Origin of the sequence: Pandoraea faecigallinarum (genome assembly GCF_001029105.3) — a bacterium.
Taxonomy (GTDB): Bacteria; Pseudomonadota; Gammaproteobacteria; order Burkholderiales; family Burkholderiaceae; genus Pandoraea; species Pandoraea faecigallinarum.
In genome coordinates, this window is sequence record NZ_CP011807.3 from 4,183,509 (window position 1) to 4,200,244 (window position 16,736).

Below are 16,736 nucleotides of genomic sequence, written 5' to 3' on the forward strand. Positions count from 1 at the left end.
GCCGCCAGCATCTGGCGTCCAGCCGTGCCGCTCGCGGCAGGACAAGTGCACGTGGTGCAAACGTCCGGCTGGATCACGCTTGCCAGCGACACCGGGGCGAACATGACCTGCCGGACCGAGGCCGACGCATCGGGCACCGCGGCGCCGGCGGCCCGGCGCCTGGCCGTCAGCCCGCTGCGGGCCTTGCGCCAGCGCTTCGGGTTTTAAGGCAGCAGTTTCTCGATGTCTGCACGAATCGCTTCGGGCTTCGCACTCGGGGCATACCGCGCCACCACGTGACCGGAGGCATCCACCAGAAACTTGGTGAAGTTCCACTTGATCGCCTTCGTTCCAAGCACGCCGCGCTTTTCCCGCGTGAGATAGGTGTAGAGCGGAGCGGCGTGCGGCCCCCTGACGTCGATCTTTGCGAACATCGGAAACGTGACGTGAAACCGCGCGTCGCAGAAGCTGCGGATTGCCTGCGCGTCGCCCGGCTCCTGCTTGCCGAACTGATTGCACGGAAACGCGAGGACTTCGAACCCGCGCGGGCCGAGCTGCTCGTACAGGGTCTGCAAACCGGCGTACTGCGGCGTGAATCCGCACTCGCTCGCCGTGTTGACGATGAGCAGCACCTTGCCGCGGTATTGCGACAGGCTGACGGACTCGCCAGCCAGCGTCCGGACTGAAAAATCGTACACGTGCTGCGAATTTGCACTCATCTCCCGCTCCCTGTGGGTGTTGGCACCGCGAAGTCTGCCACAAACCCGGACAACCCCGTGCCCGCATCGTCTTGCACCGCCCGGGTAGCACCTTCTTTTTTGCGCGGTAGCACCTGCGGCCTGAGCGCGGCTATAATCGTTGCCCAACATGGTTGAACGCCCGACATCGCCGTACCCAAGCCCGAAGCCGCCGAACCCGCTCTATGTCGAACATCGCTGCACATCTCGACGACGTCCTCTCCCGGATTTCACGCGCCACCGCCGATGCAGGCCGACCGGCGGGCAGCGTACGTCTGCTCGCCGTCTCGAAGACCTTCGGTGCCGAAGCCGTGCGCGCCGCGCTGGGCGCCGGCCAATGGGCGTTCGGCGAGAACTATGTGCAGGAGGCGCTTGAGAAGATGGCGGCACTCGCCGGCGAGACCGTCGACGGCAAGCCGCTGGAATGGCATTTCATCGGCCCGCTGCAAAGCAACAAGACGCGCGCAGTGGCGGAGCATTTCGACTGGGTGCATTCGGTCGACCGTCTGAAGATTGCGCAACGGCTGAGTGCGCAGCGCCCGGTCAATCTGCCGCCGTTGCAGGTCTGCTTGCAGGTCAACATCAGCGGCGAAGCGAGCAAGAGTGGCGTGACGCCGGACGAAGTCCCGGCCGTTGCCCATGCGATCGCCGCCCTGCCGAACCTGACGTTGCGCGGACTGATGGCGATTCCGGAGCCCGAAGACGACCCGGCACGTCAGCGCGCGCCGTTCAGGGCCGTGCGCGCGTTGTTCGACACGCTGCGCGCGGACGGGCTCGCACTCGATACGCTCTCGATGGGCATGTCGGCGGATCTGGAAGCGGCGGTGGCCGAGGGTGCGACAATGGTGCGTATCGGCACCGCGATTTTCGGTGCACGCGATTACAGCCCCCGCGCCTGATCGCGATGTACCGCACCCCAGGCGGCAGACGCACCGGCAAGGCGTGCTGCCGCAAGGCACTCACGTGCAGCAGCATCAGAGTCACGAGTAACGACATACGCAACGCAAAGGATGGTTATGAGAATTGCATTCATCGGCGGCGGCAACATGGCCAACGCCTTGATCGGCGGACTCGTCAAGCGCGGCACGGCACCGCGCGACATTCTCGCCATCGACGTCAACGAATCGACCCGCGAGGGTCTCGTCACGCAACACAACATCGAGACCGCCAGTGCTCCCAACGATCGCTTGCGCGATTACGACACGCTCGTGCTGGCCGTCAAACCTCAAGTCCTCAAGGATGTCGCGCAAGCCCTCCAGCCGCATCTGAACGGCCAACTCGTCATCAGCATTGCTGCGGGCATTCGCGCGTCGGATCTGGCGCGCTGGCTTGGCGGTCACAACCAGATCGTGCGCTGCATGCCGAACACGCCGGCGCTGATCGGCAAGGGCATTACCGGGTTGATTGCGCTCTCCGGGGTGGATTCGGATCAGCGCAAGCGCGCCGAAAACATACTGAGCGCCGCCGGCGAGATCATCTGGGTCGACAAGGAGAGCCAGCTCGATGCCGTCACCGCTATCTCGGGAAGCGGTCCGGCGTACGTGTTCTACTTCATCGAAGCCCTGGAGCAGGCCGCGCAAGAACTGGGCTTCTCGCCGGCGCAGGGACGTCAGCTCGCCATCGCAACGTTCATGGGGGCATCGCAGCTTGCCGCGAACTCTCCCGAGCCGGCCAGCGTGCTGCGCGATCGTGTGACGTCCAAGGGCGGCACGACCTTCGCGGCGATTTCGCAGTTCGAAAAGGACGCCGTCAAGGACGCCATCGTGCGTGGCGTGAAAGCCGCCAACCACCGCGCCAAGGAACTCGGAGACGAACTGGGCAAGGCCTGATCGCGCGGGTTCGGCGCGCATGAGTCGCGCCAGAAACGGAAAAAGAAACGGACCGCATGCGGTCCGTTTTTTTCCGGCGAGCGTCGGGAGACGCTTTGCCCTACCCCTGCGCCGTCAACAGATAATGTCCGGTGATGCCCGCGAAGACCGCCGCGCCGAGCCAGTTGTTATGACGGAAGGCGGCGAAGCAAGGCATGCGTTCGCGGCCTCGAATCAGAAAGTAGTGATAGATGGCGAAGCTCACGGCCACGGCCATACCCAGCCAGAACGGCCAGCCAAAACCGAGATACGCGCCCACCAGCGCCTGAATGCCGAGTGCGCCGGCGTAACACAGCATGACGGCCGCTACGTCGAATCTGCCGAACGTGATCGCGGACGTCTTGATGCCGATCTTCAGATCGTCGTCGCGATCGACCATCGCATACTCGGTGTCATACGCGAGCGACCAGAACACGTTCGAGAGCAGCAGCACCCACGCGACGACCGGCACCTGATCCTGCACCGCGGCGAATGCCATCGGAATACCGAAACCGAACGCCACGCCCAGATAGGCCTGCGGCAACGCGAAAAAGCGCTTGGTGAACGGATAGGTGCCCGCAACGAACAGCGCGGGGATCGACAACCATTTGGTCAGCGCATTGAGCGGCAGGATCAGCATGAAGCTGACGACGGCCAACGTGGCGGCCACGGCGAGCGCTTCCCATGCGCGGATGCGCCCCGAGGTGATCGGGCGCTCCTTCGTGCGTTTGACGAACTTGTCGAAGTCGCGGTCGGCGTAATCGTTGATGGCACAGCCCGCCGAGCGCATCAGAAAGGTACCCAGCGTGAAAATCACGACCAGCAACGCGCCGGGGTGTCCGTTCGACGCAATCCACAGCGCCGAGAGTGTCGGCCACAGCAGCAACACGGTGCCGATCGGCTTGTCCAGACGAACGAGGCGGAAATACAGCGGAAGACGTTGGGCGAGCAACATGGACGTCACACAGAAGAATTCGTGGCGACATTGTAGGCCACCGGTCCGATGCTCGCCAATCGAGGTTCCACCGGCGGCAACGCCCGCGATTGCGTCACCAGATCCAGAACATCAGCAGCCACAGCCAGTTCACGAGTGCGAGCGCCGCCACGATCCCGGCCATGCCGGCCAAACGCCGTACCAGCGACGTCGCGTGACGCCCCGTGACCCGCCACCCCAGCCAGAGGCTCCACAGCGTGGTCACGGCGAGAATGGCGGCGCGCACGTCGTTCGCCCAGTAGATGGGCAGATGCTCGGCGCGCAGCAGACTGACCGTGGTGGCCGACAGGCCGATGAATACGCCGGCCCCGGCAATCGGAATCAGCGACTGCACCAGATGGTTGAAGCGCGACGTCTGCCACACGCCCATCGCACGGTTGGCCAGCGCGAAGATGGCGGTAAACGCCAGCCCCAGCACCAGCCCGTTGCCCAGGATGTAGGTCACGACCATCGCGCCGTCCAGCCACGTGAAGACGTCGCTCTGTTCCGGGTAATTGGTGAAGATGAACCAGGGCGCGTTGGTCTCGAACGGCCACATGATGTCGCGATCGATCAGCCACGTCGCCAGCGCCGTCTTGGTCGCGACGAACCACGGATTCACCGTCCAGTGGAAAGCGCCGATGGCCACGCCCAGCAGACCGAAATTGACCAGTACGCTGTCCCAGAGGCTATTGTTCTCGGTCGCGCCATACGTGACGATTTCTTCGCTCGGCGAGCGGCCGGTAAGCGAGATGGCGTCGCGATGCCCGGCGCAGCGCCCGCACATGTGGCATTGCGCGCCGCCCTTCATATTGCGCAGCGGCACGAGCGGCGCGCAATTGATCGGGATGATCTTGTGACCACTGGTGTTGTACGACTGACGCCAGGCGTCCTCGTTGACCTTGAAGTGGAACGGCGCGAGACGCGCCAACAACGAGAACACACCGTTGACCGGGCATAGATACTTGCACCACACGCGCTTGTCGCGTCCGTAGAAGTAACCGATCACCATCGCGCCCACCGTCGAGCCGCCCAGCACCAGCAGCACGGCCTTCGGATACTGGTAGACGCTCACCATCTGGCCGTAGAGCGTGGTGCCGGCAAACGCCACGAAGGGCCAGCCGCCCCAGCGCATCCAGCGTGGAATGGCGCGGCCCTTGCCGTGACGGCTGGCGAATTCCGAGAGCGTGCCTTCCGGGCACAGCACACCGCACCACACGCGCCCCATGAGCACCATGCTGATGAGCACGAACGGCCACCATATGCCCCAGAAGGTGAACTGCGCGAAAACGGTGAGGTTGGTCAGGATGTGTGCCGTCTCATCGGGCAGCGGCATGAGCACGGGCACGCAGATGAGGAACGCGTAGACCAGCACAATGCCCCACTGCACGCCGCGAATCAGTTTGCCGTGGCGTTGCATCCAAAGGCCCAGTCGGGCCAGTCGATTCGGGACGGTAATGGCGATGCTCATGCTCGATTCTTGCGTCGGTCTTGCGTGGTACTGCATTCGGGGGGATGACCTGCCGGGCTACCGGATCTCGTGTGCTGCGCGCCCGGCCGGTCCGTTCTCACGACGCCGGGCGGAGGGCACCGCCCGGCATCGCATGCCGGTCGTTCAGGCGGCCTTCACCTGCTTGGCCGGAGCGCTTGCCCGCTTGAGCAGCACCCACATGAAAAGCCAATACACGGCGTACACCAACAAATTCATGCCTGACGGATGTGCGCGGTAGCCGGTCAGCGTCGCCACGAGGCTGCCGAACGGGCTGGCGTCATCCAGAATCGCGGAAGTATCCCACAGTTGGTCGACCAGCGTCGGCACAAGCTCCAGTGAGATCAGGCGATCCAGCCCCGACTCCAGCAAACCGGCCGCGAGGAACAGCAGCATGATTTCGGTGACGCGGAAGAACAGGCGCCACGAGAAGATCTTCCCGCCGAGTTGCAGCAACCAGAACGTGAGGAGCGCGAGCACGAAGCCGATCGCCACGGCGAGCCACATGGACGCCGGCACGCTACCGCCCTGCCCGAAGCCCAGCCCATACAGGAAGATGGCCGTCTCGCTGCCTTCGCGGGCAATCGCCAGCGCGACCAGCACGAGCACGCCCCACCACGTGCCCTGATCGTGGTTCTTCTGCAACGAGGACTCCATGTCGCGCTTGAGCGTTCGCCCGTTGCGTTTCATCCAGAAGACCATTTGCACGATCAGCGCGCAGGCGACAAGCACCATGGCGGTCTGGAAGTAGTCCTGCGCGTCGCCCGAGAGCACCTCGGTGAAGCCGACGAGTGCGGCGCCCAGCCCCACGGCTGCCGCAATCCCGAGCGCGACGCCGGCCCACAGATACGGCAGGCCGCGCTTGGCGCCGTGATCCGGATTGGCCAGCCAGGCATGGAGAATGCCCACAACCAGCAATGCCTCGACGCTTTCGCGCCAGACGATGAACATGACCTGACCCATCGTGTGATTCCTTTTGTAATGCGCGTACTGCGGTGTTCCTGAAACGCGACCCGAACGCCTACCGGCTTACCTGGCGACGATCACGCCTTGCGCCTGCTGGTGGAAGTCGTCGAAAAACTTGTACTCGCCCGGTTGCAACGGGGCGATCACGACAAACGACTGCGCGCCCGGTGCGAGCACCTTTTCCTTGCGCAGTTGCAGACTCTCGAATTCGACGGCATTCGTTCCGGTGTTGTGCACCTCGATCTTGATGCGCTTGCCGGCCGGCACTTCGATACGTACCGGGTTGAGCTTGCCGTTGTTCATTTCCAGCTTGAAGGTGGGCAAGTCGTCGGCGCGGGCAAGCGAGGGGCCGCCCAATGCGAACAATGTCACCACCACGGCCGTCATCGTGGCCAGCAGGCGCGCGATGCGCTGATTCATCCTTCCGCTCCAAATGAAAACAGCGCTGGTCGGCAGACCAACGCTGCATCCGGTTACCGGGCTTAGTAGCCACCCTTCTTGCCGACGGTCGCAAACGTGAAATCGACGACCTTGGTGATGGGCTTGAACCACGGGTTCACGCCGGTTTCCTTGTCGACGTGACGGCCGAAGCACCACGGGCCGAGCCCGCCATGGTCCATGTGTCCGCCCGCCATCGGCTTGGCGTTTTTATCCGCCACGCAACCGAATTCCTTGAGCGTGCCCGGCGCGTTGACGACCATCGTCAGCTGGTACTTGCCCACACCGTTGAGCTTGACGTTATCGCCATAGTGCGGGCCGTCGATCGCCACCATCGGCATCATCAGGCCTTCGATCGCCGCGCCGTCCGGCGTCTTGCCGTCGGACTTCATCTTCTGGAGCTTGTAGGTGATTTCGAGATTCGGAATCCAGTCGCCTTCGGCATAACCGTTCGGGTTGTTCTTGATCGCGTGGATGTCGGCCTCCAGATGGATGTCCGACTTGGCGGCGTCGCGCATCATGCCAGCCGGTTCCATCGTGATCGGCTGGAGGTACACCGTGTTGATTTCCATGCCCGCTGTGTTCAGCGGTTTGCCGATCGGAAATTCAGCGGCCTGAGCCATGGTAGCCGCACCGGCAAGCAAGACCGCTGCCACGAGGGTTTTCACGCGCATACACACTCCAATGATGGTCGAGAAGTTAATGCAAACAATTCTCAATAAGTTTAGCACTATCGCCTCATGCCGACAAACCGGCGAACGCGAGGCATAACGGAGAGAATCGGGCAGTGTCGGGAGCAACGTGAGTGCCGGCGGGCCTGCCCGGGATTCTTAGCCGCCGGTTACGGAAAATTACCGGGGCGCCCTTCGGGCGGTCCGCCACGGGCCGGCACCTCAGCCGCCGAGCGTTGGCGCCGAATCAGGGAAGCACGCCGCCCCGGTCGATTTTGCGGGCCAGCACCACGGAGGTCGTCGTACGCGTCACGCCGTCGATTTCGCCGATGGTGTCGAGCAGCGCGTCGAGTTGGTCCGCCGAGGCCGCGTGCAGCCAGGCGACATAGTCGAATTCGCCGCTCACCGAACACAGCAGATGGATCTCCGGCATTTTGTTCAGACGTCGCAGCACGTCGCGCCCCGAACGCGGTTGCACGGCAATGCTCACGCAGGCCTGCAGTCCGCCACCGGCGGCGTCCTGTCCCAGTCGAACCGTATAGCCGGCGATGACACCGGCCTGCTCCAGTCGCCCGATGCGGGCGACGACCGTCGTACGCGCCACCCCCAGCCGGCGCGCAAGATTCGCCGTGCTCTCGCGGGCATTCAGACGCAGCAGCGCCAGCAGGTTACGGTCGAGTTCGTCGAGCACAGTCGCTAAGAGCGTCATCTTGTCTCGGATTGTCGTGATGTCGAGGGGATCGGGCGATCGGCCAGCGCAGATTATAGAACCCGACAGCCCCCACGCGTCCCGATTCCAGCACCGGCGAAGGAGCGGCGATCGGCCCGTCACACTCCCGTCATCCCTCCCCGGCGCCTCTTGCCCCCGGGCAAAGAGATACGATGACAACGGTCCGAAGGCACCTTCCGTCAACCGGACGTTGAAGGCGTTTCACGCAACCCGTGGTGCCCGGGGCGACCGCTGAAAATCGCCTCCGCCCTTATCCTGTCAAGGCAAGAGCCAAGGGTAACCCCCAAGGAACAGCTATTGACAACGCCACGGGGCGGTGCGCAAAATCACATCACTTATATGACGACGTACAAGAAAGACCCGCCACCGCGGCTGCGGGCGTCATGACCGCAACGATCGCCGTCTGGCGCGTCGGCCCCGAACGTCACCGGAGACAGGCGTTTGCCATGCATTTCTCGTTGAATTTCGCCCCGCTGGCTCCTTACTGGCCGGTCTTCCTCGAAGGCGCGTGGCTCACGCTGAAGATGAGCGCACTCTCGGTCGTCATCGGCACGGCCCTCGGCACACTGGTCGCATTTGCCAAGCGCAGCCGTCGTCGCCTGATCTCGCGCCTGTGCGGCATCTACATCGAATCGGTGCGCAACACGCCGTTCCTCGTCCAGATATTCCTGCTGTATTTCGGTCTCGCCAGCATGGGCGTGCACCTGCCGACGTTTACCGCGTCGGTGCTCGCGATGGTTATCAACATCGGCGCCTACGCCGCCGAGATCATTCGCGCGGGCCTGGAATCGGTGCCGCGCGGCCAGATCGAAGCCGCCGAGTGTCTGGGCCTGTCGAAATGGCGCATTGCATGGCATGTGATGCTGCAACCGTCCATCGAGAAGGTGTACCCGTCGCTCACCACCCAGTTCATTCTGATGATGCAGGCGTCTGCCATCGCTTCGCAGATTTCGGCCGAAGAACTTACGGCGGTGGCCAATACGGTGCAGTCGGATACCTTCCGCTCGCTCGAGACATACATCGTCGTCGCCGCGCTCTATCTCGCGCTCTCGCTGCTCGTGAAGCTCGTGGCGTGGGCCGCTGGTGAATACTTCTTCAAGCGCCGCCGCACCGTACGACGCGCCGCGGCGCAGACCGCCCAAGCCGCACGCCGCCGTGCGGCCGCGGCGCGCGCCGGCAATCCGGCGGCCTCCGGCACGTCGGCGGGCAACGCCGCGCAACGGAGCGTTTCATGATCGGCAATTTCTCCTTCACCTATCTGGGCTACATGGTCCAGTCCGTCGGCTGGACACTGGTGCTCTCCGCCCTGGCCTTCGTACTCGGCATGGCCGGGGGATTTCTGGTGATGCTCGGCCGTATTTCGCCGCGTCGCTGGCTGCGTCTGCCCACACAAGTCTTCATCGAAGCGATTCAAGGCATCCCGCTGCTTATTTTGTTGTTCATCGTCTACTTCGGCCTGTCGGTGTACGGCTTCGAGTTGCCCTCCATCGTGGCCGCCGCCCTCGCGCTGATGATCTACACAAGCGCATATCTCGGCGACATCTGGCGCGGCTGCGTGCAAGCCATGCCCCGCGCGCAATGGGAAGCGGCGGAGTGCCTGTCGTTCTCGCGTTGGCAAACCCTGCGTCTGGTCATCATTCCGCAGGCAGTGCGTCTGTCTTTGCCGCCGACCATCGGTTTTCTCGTGCAGATCATCAAGATGACGTCGCTCGCGTCGGTCATCGGCTTCGTCGAACTGACCCGCGCCGGACAGATCATCAACAATTCGATTTTCCAGCCCTTCCTCGTGTTCTCGCTGGTGGGGGTGTTTTATTTCGTGCTGTGCTACCCGCTCTCGCGCTGGAGCGCATCACTGGAGGACAGGCTCAATGTCGGCAATCGTTAAGGTCAAAGAGATTCACAAGCGCTTCGGCGACAACCCCGTGCTCAAGGGCGTGTCGTTCGAGGTGGAGCGTGGCCGGATGGTCGCGATCATCGGCGCCAGCGGTTCCGGAAAAAGTACGGCCTTGCGTTGCATCGACCGGTTGGAAACCATCGACGACGGCTCCATCGAAGTGTGCGGCATTCGCGTCGACGATCCCTCCGTCGATCTGCACCAACTGCGTCGCGAAGTGGGCATCGTCTTCCAGAGCTACAACCTCTTCCCGCACCTGAATGTGCGCGAGAACATCATGCTGGCACTGCGTCACGTCAAGCGCATGGCGCGCGGCGAAGCCGAGGAAGTGGCCAGACGCGTGCTCGCGCAGGTCGGCCTGTCGGACAAGGCCGGCAGCTACCCCGAACAACTCTCGGGCGGTCAGCAGCAGCGCGTGGCGATTGCGCGCTCGCTGGCCATGTCGCCGAAGGTCATGTTGTTCGACGAAGTCACCTCCGCGCTCGACCCGCAACTCACCGGCGAAGTGCTGCGCGTGATGGAAGACCTCGCGGCCGACGGCATGACCATGCTGCTCGTGACGCACGAAATGGCGTTCGCCAAGCGCGTGGCCGATCAGATCATCTACATGCATCAGGGCAAGGTGTGGGAAGTCGGTCCGGGCGAAATGCTGGATGACCCGCAAACGCCCGAACTGCGCGCGTTCCTCGCCAACGGACTGTAGGCGAGCGGCACTTTCAAGGAAACGACGGCGGACGCATCGGCCATTGCGAACGTCCACCTTGCACTTGCAGGACAACAATCACTCGAAGGAGACCACTGCATGAACCTCAAGACGTTCCTGACCCAAGCCTGCGCAGCCGTTCTGCTTGGCGCGATGACCCACGCAGCGTTTGCCGACCAGCTCGACGACATCAAGAAGGCCGGCAAGATTCGTGTGGCAATCGCGATGGGTACGCCGCTGTATTCGTATGCCGACGCCAACCTGAAGCCCGTCGGCTCCGACATCGAGACAGCCGAACTGCTCGCGAAGGACCTGGGCGTGAAGCTCGACATCGTGTCGGTGACGAACGCCGCGCGCGTACCGACCTTGCAGGCGAATCGTGCCGACCTCGTGGTGGCGGACCTCTCGATCACGCCGGAACGCGCGCAAGTCGTCGACTTCTCCGTTCCGTACGCGGTAATTTCGATCATCGTGGGTGCGCCCAAGAGCATGAACATCAAGAGCTACGCCGATCTTGACGGCAAGCGCATCGGTCTGACGCGCGCCACCGTGAACGATACGCTCACCACCGCGAATGCCAAGGGCGCGCAGATCGTGCGTTACGAAGACGACGCCACGCTCATCACGTCGATGGTCACGGGGCAGGTCGATATCTTCTCGAGCACCCCCTCGAACCTCGGCGAAATGCAGAAGCGCGCGCCGGGCAAGAATCTCGAACTGAAGTTCGCGCAGAAGGAATTCGATCTGGGAATCGCACTGAACAAGAACCAGCCCGCCCTGAAGGAATGGGTCAACAACTGGGTCAAGACGAACCTGAGGAACGGCAAGCTCAACGACATTTACAAGAAGTACCACGGCCGCGATCTGCCGGAGAGCGTGACGAAGGGCGCTGCCTGAGACGCTGTGTGAGACGCCGTGTGAGACGTTGAGCAAGACATTGGATGCGACGCTGACTGCGGCACTGCCTGAAACGCAGCGCGTGCGACACCAAAATGTGACGTCACGGAAGGCCGTCCTTGCTTTTACGCAACGACAGCCTTCTTGGATGCGGTCTTTACTGGCCGTGGAGGGCGGAAACGGGTAAGTTAGCGGCTTGCCTTTGCCATCTTTCCGGTGCCGACTTGCCGATGATCGCCCGTTACGCGTTTTTTGCTTTTCGTCTTTCCCGCGCCGCGCGCGCCAGCCTCGGCGGCGTCGCGCTCACGTTGTCTGCCATTGCGCCTGGCGCCGTCGCTGCCGATAGCGGCAACATTGAAGCGGGCAAGGCGTTGTTCGCCTCGCGCTGCGCATCCTGCCATTCGGTCGGGCCAATGGCGGCCTCAGGTTTCGGGCCGCAGCTCAACGGTCTTTCCACGCGCCGCGCCGGGAGTCTCAAAGACTTCGAATATTCGACGGCAATGAAACAGTCCGGACTGGTATGGGACGACAAGACGCTCGCCGCCTTCATCGCCAATCCGGGCAAGACCGTGCCGGGCACGAAAATGCGCTTCTGGGGCATTGGCAACGAACGCAAGGTCGCCGACCTGATCGCATACCTGCATACGTTCAAATAATCCGGCTACCGGTCCGGCATGGCGCCGGAACGAATCGCCTGCGCCGTGTGAGCTGTGTGAGCTGTGTGAGCTGTGTGAGCTGTGTGAGCTGTGTGAGCCGTGTGAGCCGTGTGAGCCGTGTGAGCCGTGTGAGCCGTGTGAGCCGTGTGAGCCGTGTGAGCCGTGTGAGCCGTGTGAGCCGTGTGAGCCGTGTGAGCCGTGTGAGCCGTGTGAGCCGTGTGAGCCGTGTGAGCCGTGTGAGCCGTGTGAGCCGTGTGAGCTGTGTCAGACGTATCAGCGCCGCGAAGGCTCACCGGACGACGACGCGTCGCCGCAACGGGTGTCGCCGCCGTGGGCACCGGCGCACGCTCCCTCTTCGATCTGGATCGTGGCGTGTTCGACGCCGAAGCGCGTCGCCAACCGTTGCTGCACGGCAATCATGGCCTCGCGCGCGCTGATGCCCGGCGCCGGCACGGCATGCAGCGTAATCATGTGACGCTCGCCCGTGATCGACCACGCGTGGATGTGGTGGACCTCTTGCACTTGTGCGACGCTCGCTTCCAGGTCCGCTTTGATCTCCGTCGGATTGAGGAACTCGGGGCTGCCTTCGAGCAGGATATGCGCGGACGACTTCACGATGCCCCACGCGCTTTTCAGGATAATGACCGCCACGAAGATCGACAGCAGCGGGTCGATGGGTGTCCAGCCGGTGAGAAGAATGACGCCCGCCGCGACGATAGCTGCCGCCGAACCCAGCATATCGCCCATCACATGCAGCCATGCGCCGCGCATGTTCAGATTCTCGCGATTGCCGCCATGCAACACCAGGAACGCGGCAATGTTGGCAAGCAAACCGGCGAACGCGACGATGAGCATGGTTTTGCCGACGACGGGCACCGGAGCAGCAAAACGCCGGATCGCCTCGATCAGGATCCATCCCGCGATGACGAACAGCGCGCAACCGTTTACGAAGGCAGCCAACACTTCGAGCCGTTTGTAACCGTAGGTCAGTTGTAACGTTGCCGGGCGCTTGCCGTAATGAATCGCAATCCAGCTGAAGGCCAGCGCCGCTGCGTCGCTGACCATATGCCCGGCATCGGCAAGCAGCGCGAGCGAGCCCGAGAGCAGGCCTCCCACGACCTCGACGATCATGAAGATCGCAATCAGTACGAAGGCGATGCCGATCCGCTTCTGATCGGCGACGGCGCTGGCGTGACTATGGCCTGCGTGACCACGTTCGGCGTGGCTATGGCCTGCGTGACTGTGGTCCACGCGACTTTGACCGGGGGCGTGGCGATGACCGTCATGATCATGGTCGTGGTCGTGCGCGTCGTGTGATGGGTTGGGCATTGCGAACCTCGCGTCGGGATGGGACGATTTTACGCAAATTGGCCGCACCTAACTTCGGTGCGGCCAATCGCCTGTCCCTACGCATCGCTTTGGGTTACTCGCTCATTCGGCGACCCGGCGGCGTCGCCCGATCACACCGTTCGGGCCGTAACCCACCTCGACGTCGACAAAGCCGGCCCGCTCGAACCACGCCGAAACGTCGGCAACGGACTGCGGATGATCGTGCGCGGGCGAATACATGTCGAAGGTATCGAGAATCGCCCAGTCCCGGTTGACTTCCGCCGGCAGTCCCAGATGGGAATACTCGCAGATCGGACTGATACGCGCACCGGCTCGTCCACCGATTTTGCGCAGCAGCCGGGTAATCGGAATCAACGGCGGCGTGGCCGTCGCCACGACCTTGTAGAGCGTCTGTGGCTTCATGCGCATGGTGATGGGGCGCAGCAGGTATTTCCACTGCAGGCTCTAGCATGTTAACTTTCTGGACAGTCTCTCGCCGCAAAGCGTTAGTACATGACGGCCTGAGCCTTAATAACTGACCCTTTACGAGGAGGTAACAATGACGTGGTCTGCGTGGGACTACGGATGGCCGTATTTGTGCCTTGGTGGCGGTCTGGTTATGTTCGCAGTCTTGCTCCTCACAAACGCGGCGCGCGGTCAACTTCGTGTGCAACGATGGCACGATCCTGTCTGGCTCGCATGGCTTGTCGTCCCAATGCTGATGGTTCACATGTTCGAGGAGTACGGTTTTGATCTGCTTGGGCGCAGTAACGCTTTTCCTGTGACGATGTGCAAGACGCTCGGCTTTCCACCATATCCGGACTGTCCGATCCCGATGGCGCACTATGCGCTGTTGAACCTCGGCGTAGCTTGGATCGGGGCGCCAATTGCCGCCGCGTTCGCCCGGCGCAATCTTATGGTGGGACTCACATTCTATGGGCTGACGGCTTTCAACGGCGTCACTCACATCGTAGGGATGGCACAGGGTGGCGTGGATTCGGGCTCCGGGCTAATAACTGGGGTGCTTTTCTTCCTTTTCAGCTTTTTCTGGATGGTCCACGTCGTTCGGCGCTCGGGTGCGCTCAGTACCAAGGCGTTGGCGGTTTCGGTGGCGGGTGGGCTTATCGCGCATCTCGTACTTATTGCTGGTCTAGGTCTCTACAGGTTGGGAGCCTACGGGGCCTATGGCGTATTCGTGACCGACGTTCTAGTCGTCATATTGCCCTTCATCGTGGTTTGGTCGGGAAACAAGCTTTTTGGGCCGTTCCCCCCACGAGCATATGGTGCAGAACCAAGCAAGGCTTGACAGCGTGACGATTACGGAAACTACATCGTCGTCAATCTTGGTTCCGGTAACGACCGTCCGATAGTGGCCGACTTTAGCCTTTCAAAAAAGTCCCTTCGAACCGCATCAAAAATGGAGTAGGTATGCCGATGACCGGAGTCCTATGATCAATTAGATATCGTCAAATGGTGCACGTCTGGTGCACAGATGCGAGAGTTTTGACTGATGGAGATTAGTCCTCCCGGATGGTCGATTCCGACCCGTTGCAGACACTAAATTGCTAGTTGGTATCGCAATTCTCCCCTGAGTTCGTCGAACGCGGGGAAGCTAATTCATGATCCAACCGAGTATCTAGACGGTTCGACGTGATCTTATAAATCCGTTCGACGAGTGTGCGGCCTACGCTTGATTACAGTATGGAACTGCGAGCGCCAATTCAGTTGAGCGTGGCGTCGACCTGACAGGTCCACTGGGTTGCAGAGCCGAACGCGGATTTTGCGGCGATGCCATCAGGGCTTTGGGGATCCAACTCACGTTTGGAGCAGTCGCAAGCCCCGGTCGAAACGACGGACTTCCCAGTGCGGCGCGCAGCTTCATTCGCCTGGCGTTTAGCGTTGTCGCACGCGCTTGCTCGATCAGCGTGCCGAGCCGCGAGCGAGATTTGCTGAGCAGCGTGCACAGTAGACGCCATCAGTACCGACACCGCCATCACTCGAACGATCGACTTCTTCATTTCCCCCACCCTTCTTGTGTCCTTTGCTCACTCCACGTGTGGTGAGCGCGCGTCAGAACTTATCATGCTGATGGGAGACTCGTTATCCTCCATATTGAGGATGTAACAACCCGGGTAGGTTGATTAGAGTCGCGAGAAGATAAATACAGGTCTAACGGGAAATGAAGCGCCGAGGCAAAAATACTACGCCTTCATGGTCAACTTGACGCTATCCGCATTCACTCAATTCAGCTCGTATACCTCTCATGAATTTTCTCGACAAACGACTTCTCCGAAACGCTTGTGCCGCGATCTTTGGCCTCTCGGCACTCTGCTCACAGGCCAACGCAGCGCAAACGTGCAAGATTGATGACAAAACCGTGTTTATGAGGATCGGTCAGGCCCAATCCGCTGGCGACCTCAGAATCAAGGCCATGGAATTCATCCAGCCAGAAAACCGGATCATCATCGATATAAAAGCCCCTGGTTTCGAGCAGCGTGGTCAAAATCTGAATCGAGAAAGGCCTGTTTCCTTTAACATCTGCGGAAAAGAAGTAACGCTTGCGTTATCCGTACTTTTCAATGGCGAGGCGGTCGTGAATATCTCTGTATTCTGACTCGCGAGTTTGCAGTCACCCGGTGAGGGTCCCCACGGCGTGCGGTAGGTCAACATGCCGCCACGCGCATCGCGAGCCGGGCAGAAGATCGCGTGACGCAGAAGTATAGTCTGCGAACACTGTGCACAATCACGGTATTTGCAGCAATGAAATCCGCACTAGCTCCATCCCACCGATCAATCGAAGAACTGCGCGTCCTGTAGTTCAGCCAAAGCGACGAAGACATTCGCCGAGTTATCGAGGATGTGGTTTTCCTGCTAAGGGAAACCTCTCGGCTCGGCAATAAGATCGGTTTGGCGTTCGTTGATCATGCCGCCCCATTCGCGCGTCCGCTGTTCGCCGCTTTGCCGTCCGCTCGCGTAGCCTTAGCCTTCGCTTCGCTCGCAGCCGCGTTGACGTCGCGTGTGGCTTTCGCATTCTCGATGGCGGCAACGCCCCATATCGTCTGGCGTGATGTCGGCAATATTCTTCGCCGCCAGATCATGGAAGTCATGAAGGAAAGCGGCAAAGCGTATCGCCTCCCACCGGCTGGAGCGCTTCGTCGGCGACACGCGCTTCTCATACTCGCATGACGCATCTGCAAGTGTATGCTCTGTGCCCGGAGTAATTTTGCCGACATTGATGTCATGTTCGGTGCGCGTTGCCCATGCGGCCGCACGCGCCTTGCGCTTGAATGTTGAGATGTGACGACGCCCTTGAGGCGGATCTGCACTCACCAGCCGCCACTGCGCTTCGCACATGTAGCCATGAATCCCCGGAAAATTCTTGGTGCAAATTCCGGTGCAAATCCGGTGCACTGGATTTGCAAAAATA

At 61.6% G+C, this 16,736-nt stretch carries 21 protein-coding genes; 10 read left to right on the plus strand and 11 right to left on the minus strand.

Annotated elements, in window-relative coordinates:
* Window positions 1–51: 51 nt before the first annotated feature.
* Window positions 52–207, plus strand: a complete 156-nt coding sequence (locus tag AB870_RS18305) for a hypothetical protein (RefSeq protein WP_157112377.1) — start codon at window positions 52–54, stop codon at window positions 205–207.
* Here the strand turns inward: AB870_RS18305 and AB870_RS18310 are convergent.
* Window positions 204–698, minus strand: a complete 495-nt coding sequence (locus AB870_RS18310; RefSeq protein WP_047905802.1) for a glutathione peroxidase — start codon at window positions 696–698, stop codon at window positions 204–206. The two genes, AB870_RS18305 and AB870_RS18310, sit on opposite strands and share 4 nt — an antisense overlap.
* A gap of 203 nt (window positions 699–901) precedes the next feature.
* Here AB870_RS18310 and AB870_RS18315 point away from each other — a divergent pair, with 203 nt between their 5' ends.
* A complete protein-coding gene (locus tag AB870_RS18315) occupies window positions 902–1,615 on the plus strand; it encodes a YggS family pyridoxal phosphate-dependent enzyme (RefSeq protein ID WP_047905803.1) in 714 nt (237 codons plus the stop codon).
* A gap of 117 nt (window positions 1,616–1,732) precedes the next feature.
* The gene (proC, locus tag AB870_RS18320) at window positions 1,733–2,545 is read left to right on the plus strand and encodes a pyrroline-5-carboxylate reductase (RefSeq protein WP_047905804.1); all 813 of its coding nucleotides are present in this window, start codon (window positions 1,733–1,735) and stop codon (window positions 2,543–2,545) included.
* Window positions 2,546–2,645: 100 nt separating this feature from the next.
* On the opposite strand, the gene ubiA is transcribed toward proC, so the two are convergent.
* From ubiA to AB870_RS18350, 6 genes are all read right to left on the minus strand, one after another.
* Window positions 2,646–3,518 (minus strand): 4-hydroxybenzoate octaprenyltransferase, encoded by an 873-nt coding sequence (gene ubiA / locus AB870_RS18325; protein WP_047905805.1) that lies wholly within the window; start codon window positions 3,516–3,518, stop codon window positions 2,646–2,648.
* Between the two features lie 94 nt (window positions 3,519–3,612).
* Window positions 3,613–5,007 (minus strand): 4Fe-4S binding protein, encoded by a 1,395-nt coding sequence (locus AB870_RS18330; protein ID WP_174554730.1) that lies wholly within the window; start codon window positions 5,005–5,007, stop codon window positions 3,613–3,615.
* Between the two features lie 144 nt (window positions 5,008–5,151).
* Complete coding sequence (locus AB870_RS18335; protein ID WP_047905806.1) at window positions 5,152–5,988, minus strand: FTR1 family iron permease; 837 nt, start codon at window positions 5,986–5,988, stop codon at window positions 5,152–5,154.
* 66 nt (window positions 5,989–6,054) lie between these two features.
* Window positions 6,055–6,378, minus strand: a complete 324-nt coding sequence (locus AB870_RS18340) for a cupredoxin domain-containing protein (RefSeq protein WP_047908396.1) — start codon at window positions 6,376–6,378, stop codon at window positions 6,055–6,057.
* Between the two features lie 95 nt (window positions 6,379–6,473).
* Complete coding sequence (locus AB870_RS18345) at window positions 6,474–7,103, minus strand: iron transporter (protein WP_064674866.1); 630 nt, start codon at window positions 7,101–7,103, stop codon at window positions 6,474–6,476.
* A 244-nt stretch (window positions 7,104–7,347) separates the two neighbouring features.
* Entirely contained in the window at window positions 7,348–7,809 is a 462-nt protein-coding gene (locus tag AB870_RS18350; RefSeq protein WP_047905807.1) for an Lrp/AsnC family transcriptional regulator, read from the minus strand.
* 467 nt (window positions 7,810–8,276) lie between these two features.
* On the opposite strand from AB870_RS18350, the gene AB870_RS18355 reads away from it, so the two are divergent.
* From AB870_RS18355 to AB870_RS18375, 5 genes are all read left to right on the plus strand, one after another.
* Complete coding sequence (locus AB870_RS18355) at window positions 8,277–9,065, plus strand: amino acid ABC transporter permease (protein ID WP_047908398.1); 789 nt, start codon at window positions 8,277–8,279, stop codon at window positions 9,063–9,065.
* Window positions 9,062–9,715 carry an amino acid ABC transporter permease gene (locus tag AB870_RS18360; protein WP_047905808.1) on the plus strand — a complete coding sequence of 218 codons (654 nt, stop codon included), beginning with the start codon at window positions 9,062–9,064 and terminating at the stop codon, window positions 9,713–9,715. The genes AB870_RS18355 and AB870_RS18360 overlap by 4 nt, the downstream gene beginning before the upstream one ends.
* Window positions 9,699–10,427, plus strand: coding sequence for an amino acid ABC transporter ATP-binding protein (locus AB870_RS18365; protein WP_047905809.1), 729 nt, complete (start codon window positions 9,699–9,701; stop codon window positions 10,425–10,427). Before AB870_RS18360 ends, AB870_RS18365 begins: the two co-directional genes overlap by 17 nt.
* Window positions 10,428–10,526: 99 nt before the next feature.
* Entirely contained in the window at window positions 10,527–11,324 is a 798-nt protein-coding gene (locus AB870_RS18370) for a transporter substrate-binding domain-containing protein (protein WP_047905810.1), read from the plus strand.
* A 230-nt stretch (window positions 11,325–11,554) separates the two neighbouring features.
* Complete coding sequence (locus AB870_RS18375) at window positions 11,555–11,980, plus strand: c-type cytochrome (protein WP_084663857.1); 426 nt, start codon at window positions 11,555–11,557, stop codon at window positions 11,978–11,980.
* 273 nt (window positions 11,981–12,253) lie between these two features.
* Here AB870_RS18375 and AB870_RS18380 read toward each other — a convergent pair whose 3' ends face one another.
* Window positions 12,254–13,231, minus strand: coding sequence for a cation diffusion facilitator family transporter (locus tag AB870_RS18380; protein WP_237169984.1), 978 nt, complete (start codon window positions 13,229–13,231; stop codon window positions 12,254–12,256).
* Window positions 13,232–13,411: 180 nt separating this feature from the next.
* The gene (locus AB870_RS18385; protein WP_157112379.1) at window positions 13,412–13,732 is read right to left on the minus strand and encodes a hypothetical protein; all 321 of its coding nucleotides are present in this window, start codon (window positions 13,730–13,732) and stop codon (window positions 13,412–13,414) included.
* Window positions 13,733–13,868: 136 nt separating this feature from the next.
* On the opposite strand from AB870_RS18385, the gene AB870_RS18390 reads away from it, so the two are divergent.
* Window positions 13,869–14,615 (plus strand): HXXEE domain-containing protein, encoded by a 747-nt coding sequence (locus tag AB870_RS18390; protein WP_071386893.1) that lies wholly within the window; start codon window positions 13,869–13,871, stop codon window positions 14,613–14,615.
* Between the two features lie 415 nt (window positions 14,616–15,030).
* Here the strand turns inward: AB870_RS18390 and AB870_RS18395 are convergent, their stop codons facing one another.
* Window positions 15,031–15,327 (minus strand): hypothetical protein, encoded by a 297-nt coding sequence (locus AB870_RS18395; RefSeq protein ID WP_071386894.1) that lies wholly within the window; start codon window positions 15,325–15,327, stop codon window positions 15,031–15,033.
* A 245-nt stretch (window positions 15,328–15,572) separates the two neighbouring features.
* On the opposite strand from AB870_RS18395, the gene AB870_RS18400 reads away from it, so the two are divergent.
* The gene (locus AB870_RS18400) at window positions 15,573–15,923 is read left to right on the plus strand and encodes a hypothetical protein (RefSeq protein WP_047905812.1); all 351 of its coding nucleotides are present in this window, start codon (window positions 15,573–15,575) and stop codon (window positions 15,921–15,923) included.
* A gap of 365 nt (window positions 15,924–16,288) precedes the next feature.
* Here the strand turns inward: AB870_RS18400 and AB870_RS26465 are convergent, their stop codons facing one another.
* The gene (locus AB870_RS26465; RefSeq protein WP_053059434.1) at window positions 16,289–16,663 is read right to left on the minus strand and encodes a hypothetical protein; all 375 of its coding nucleotides are present in this window, start codon (window positions 16,661–16,663) and stop codon (window positions 16,289–16,291) included.
* Window positions 16,664–16,736: the final 73 nt, after the last annotated feature.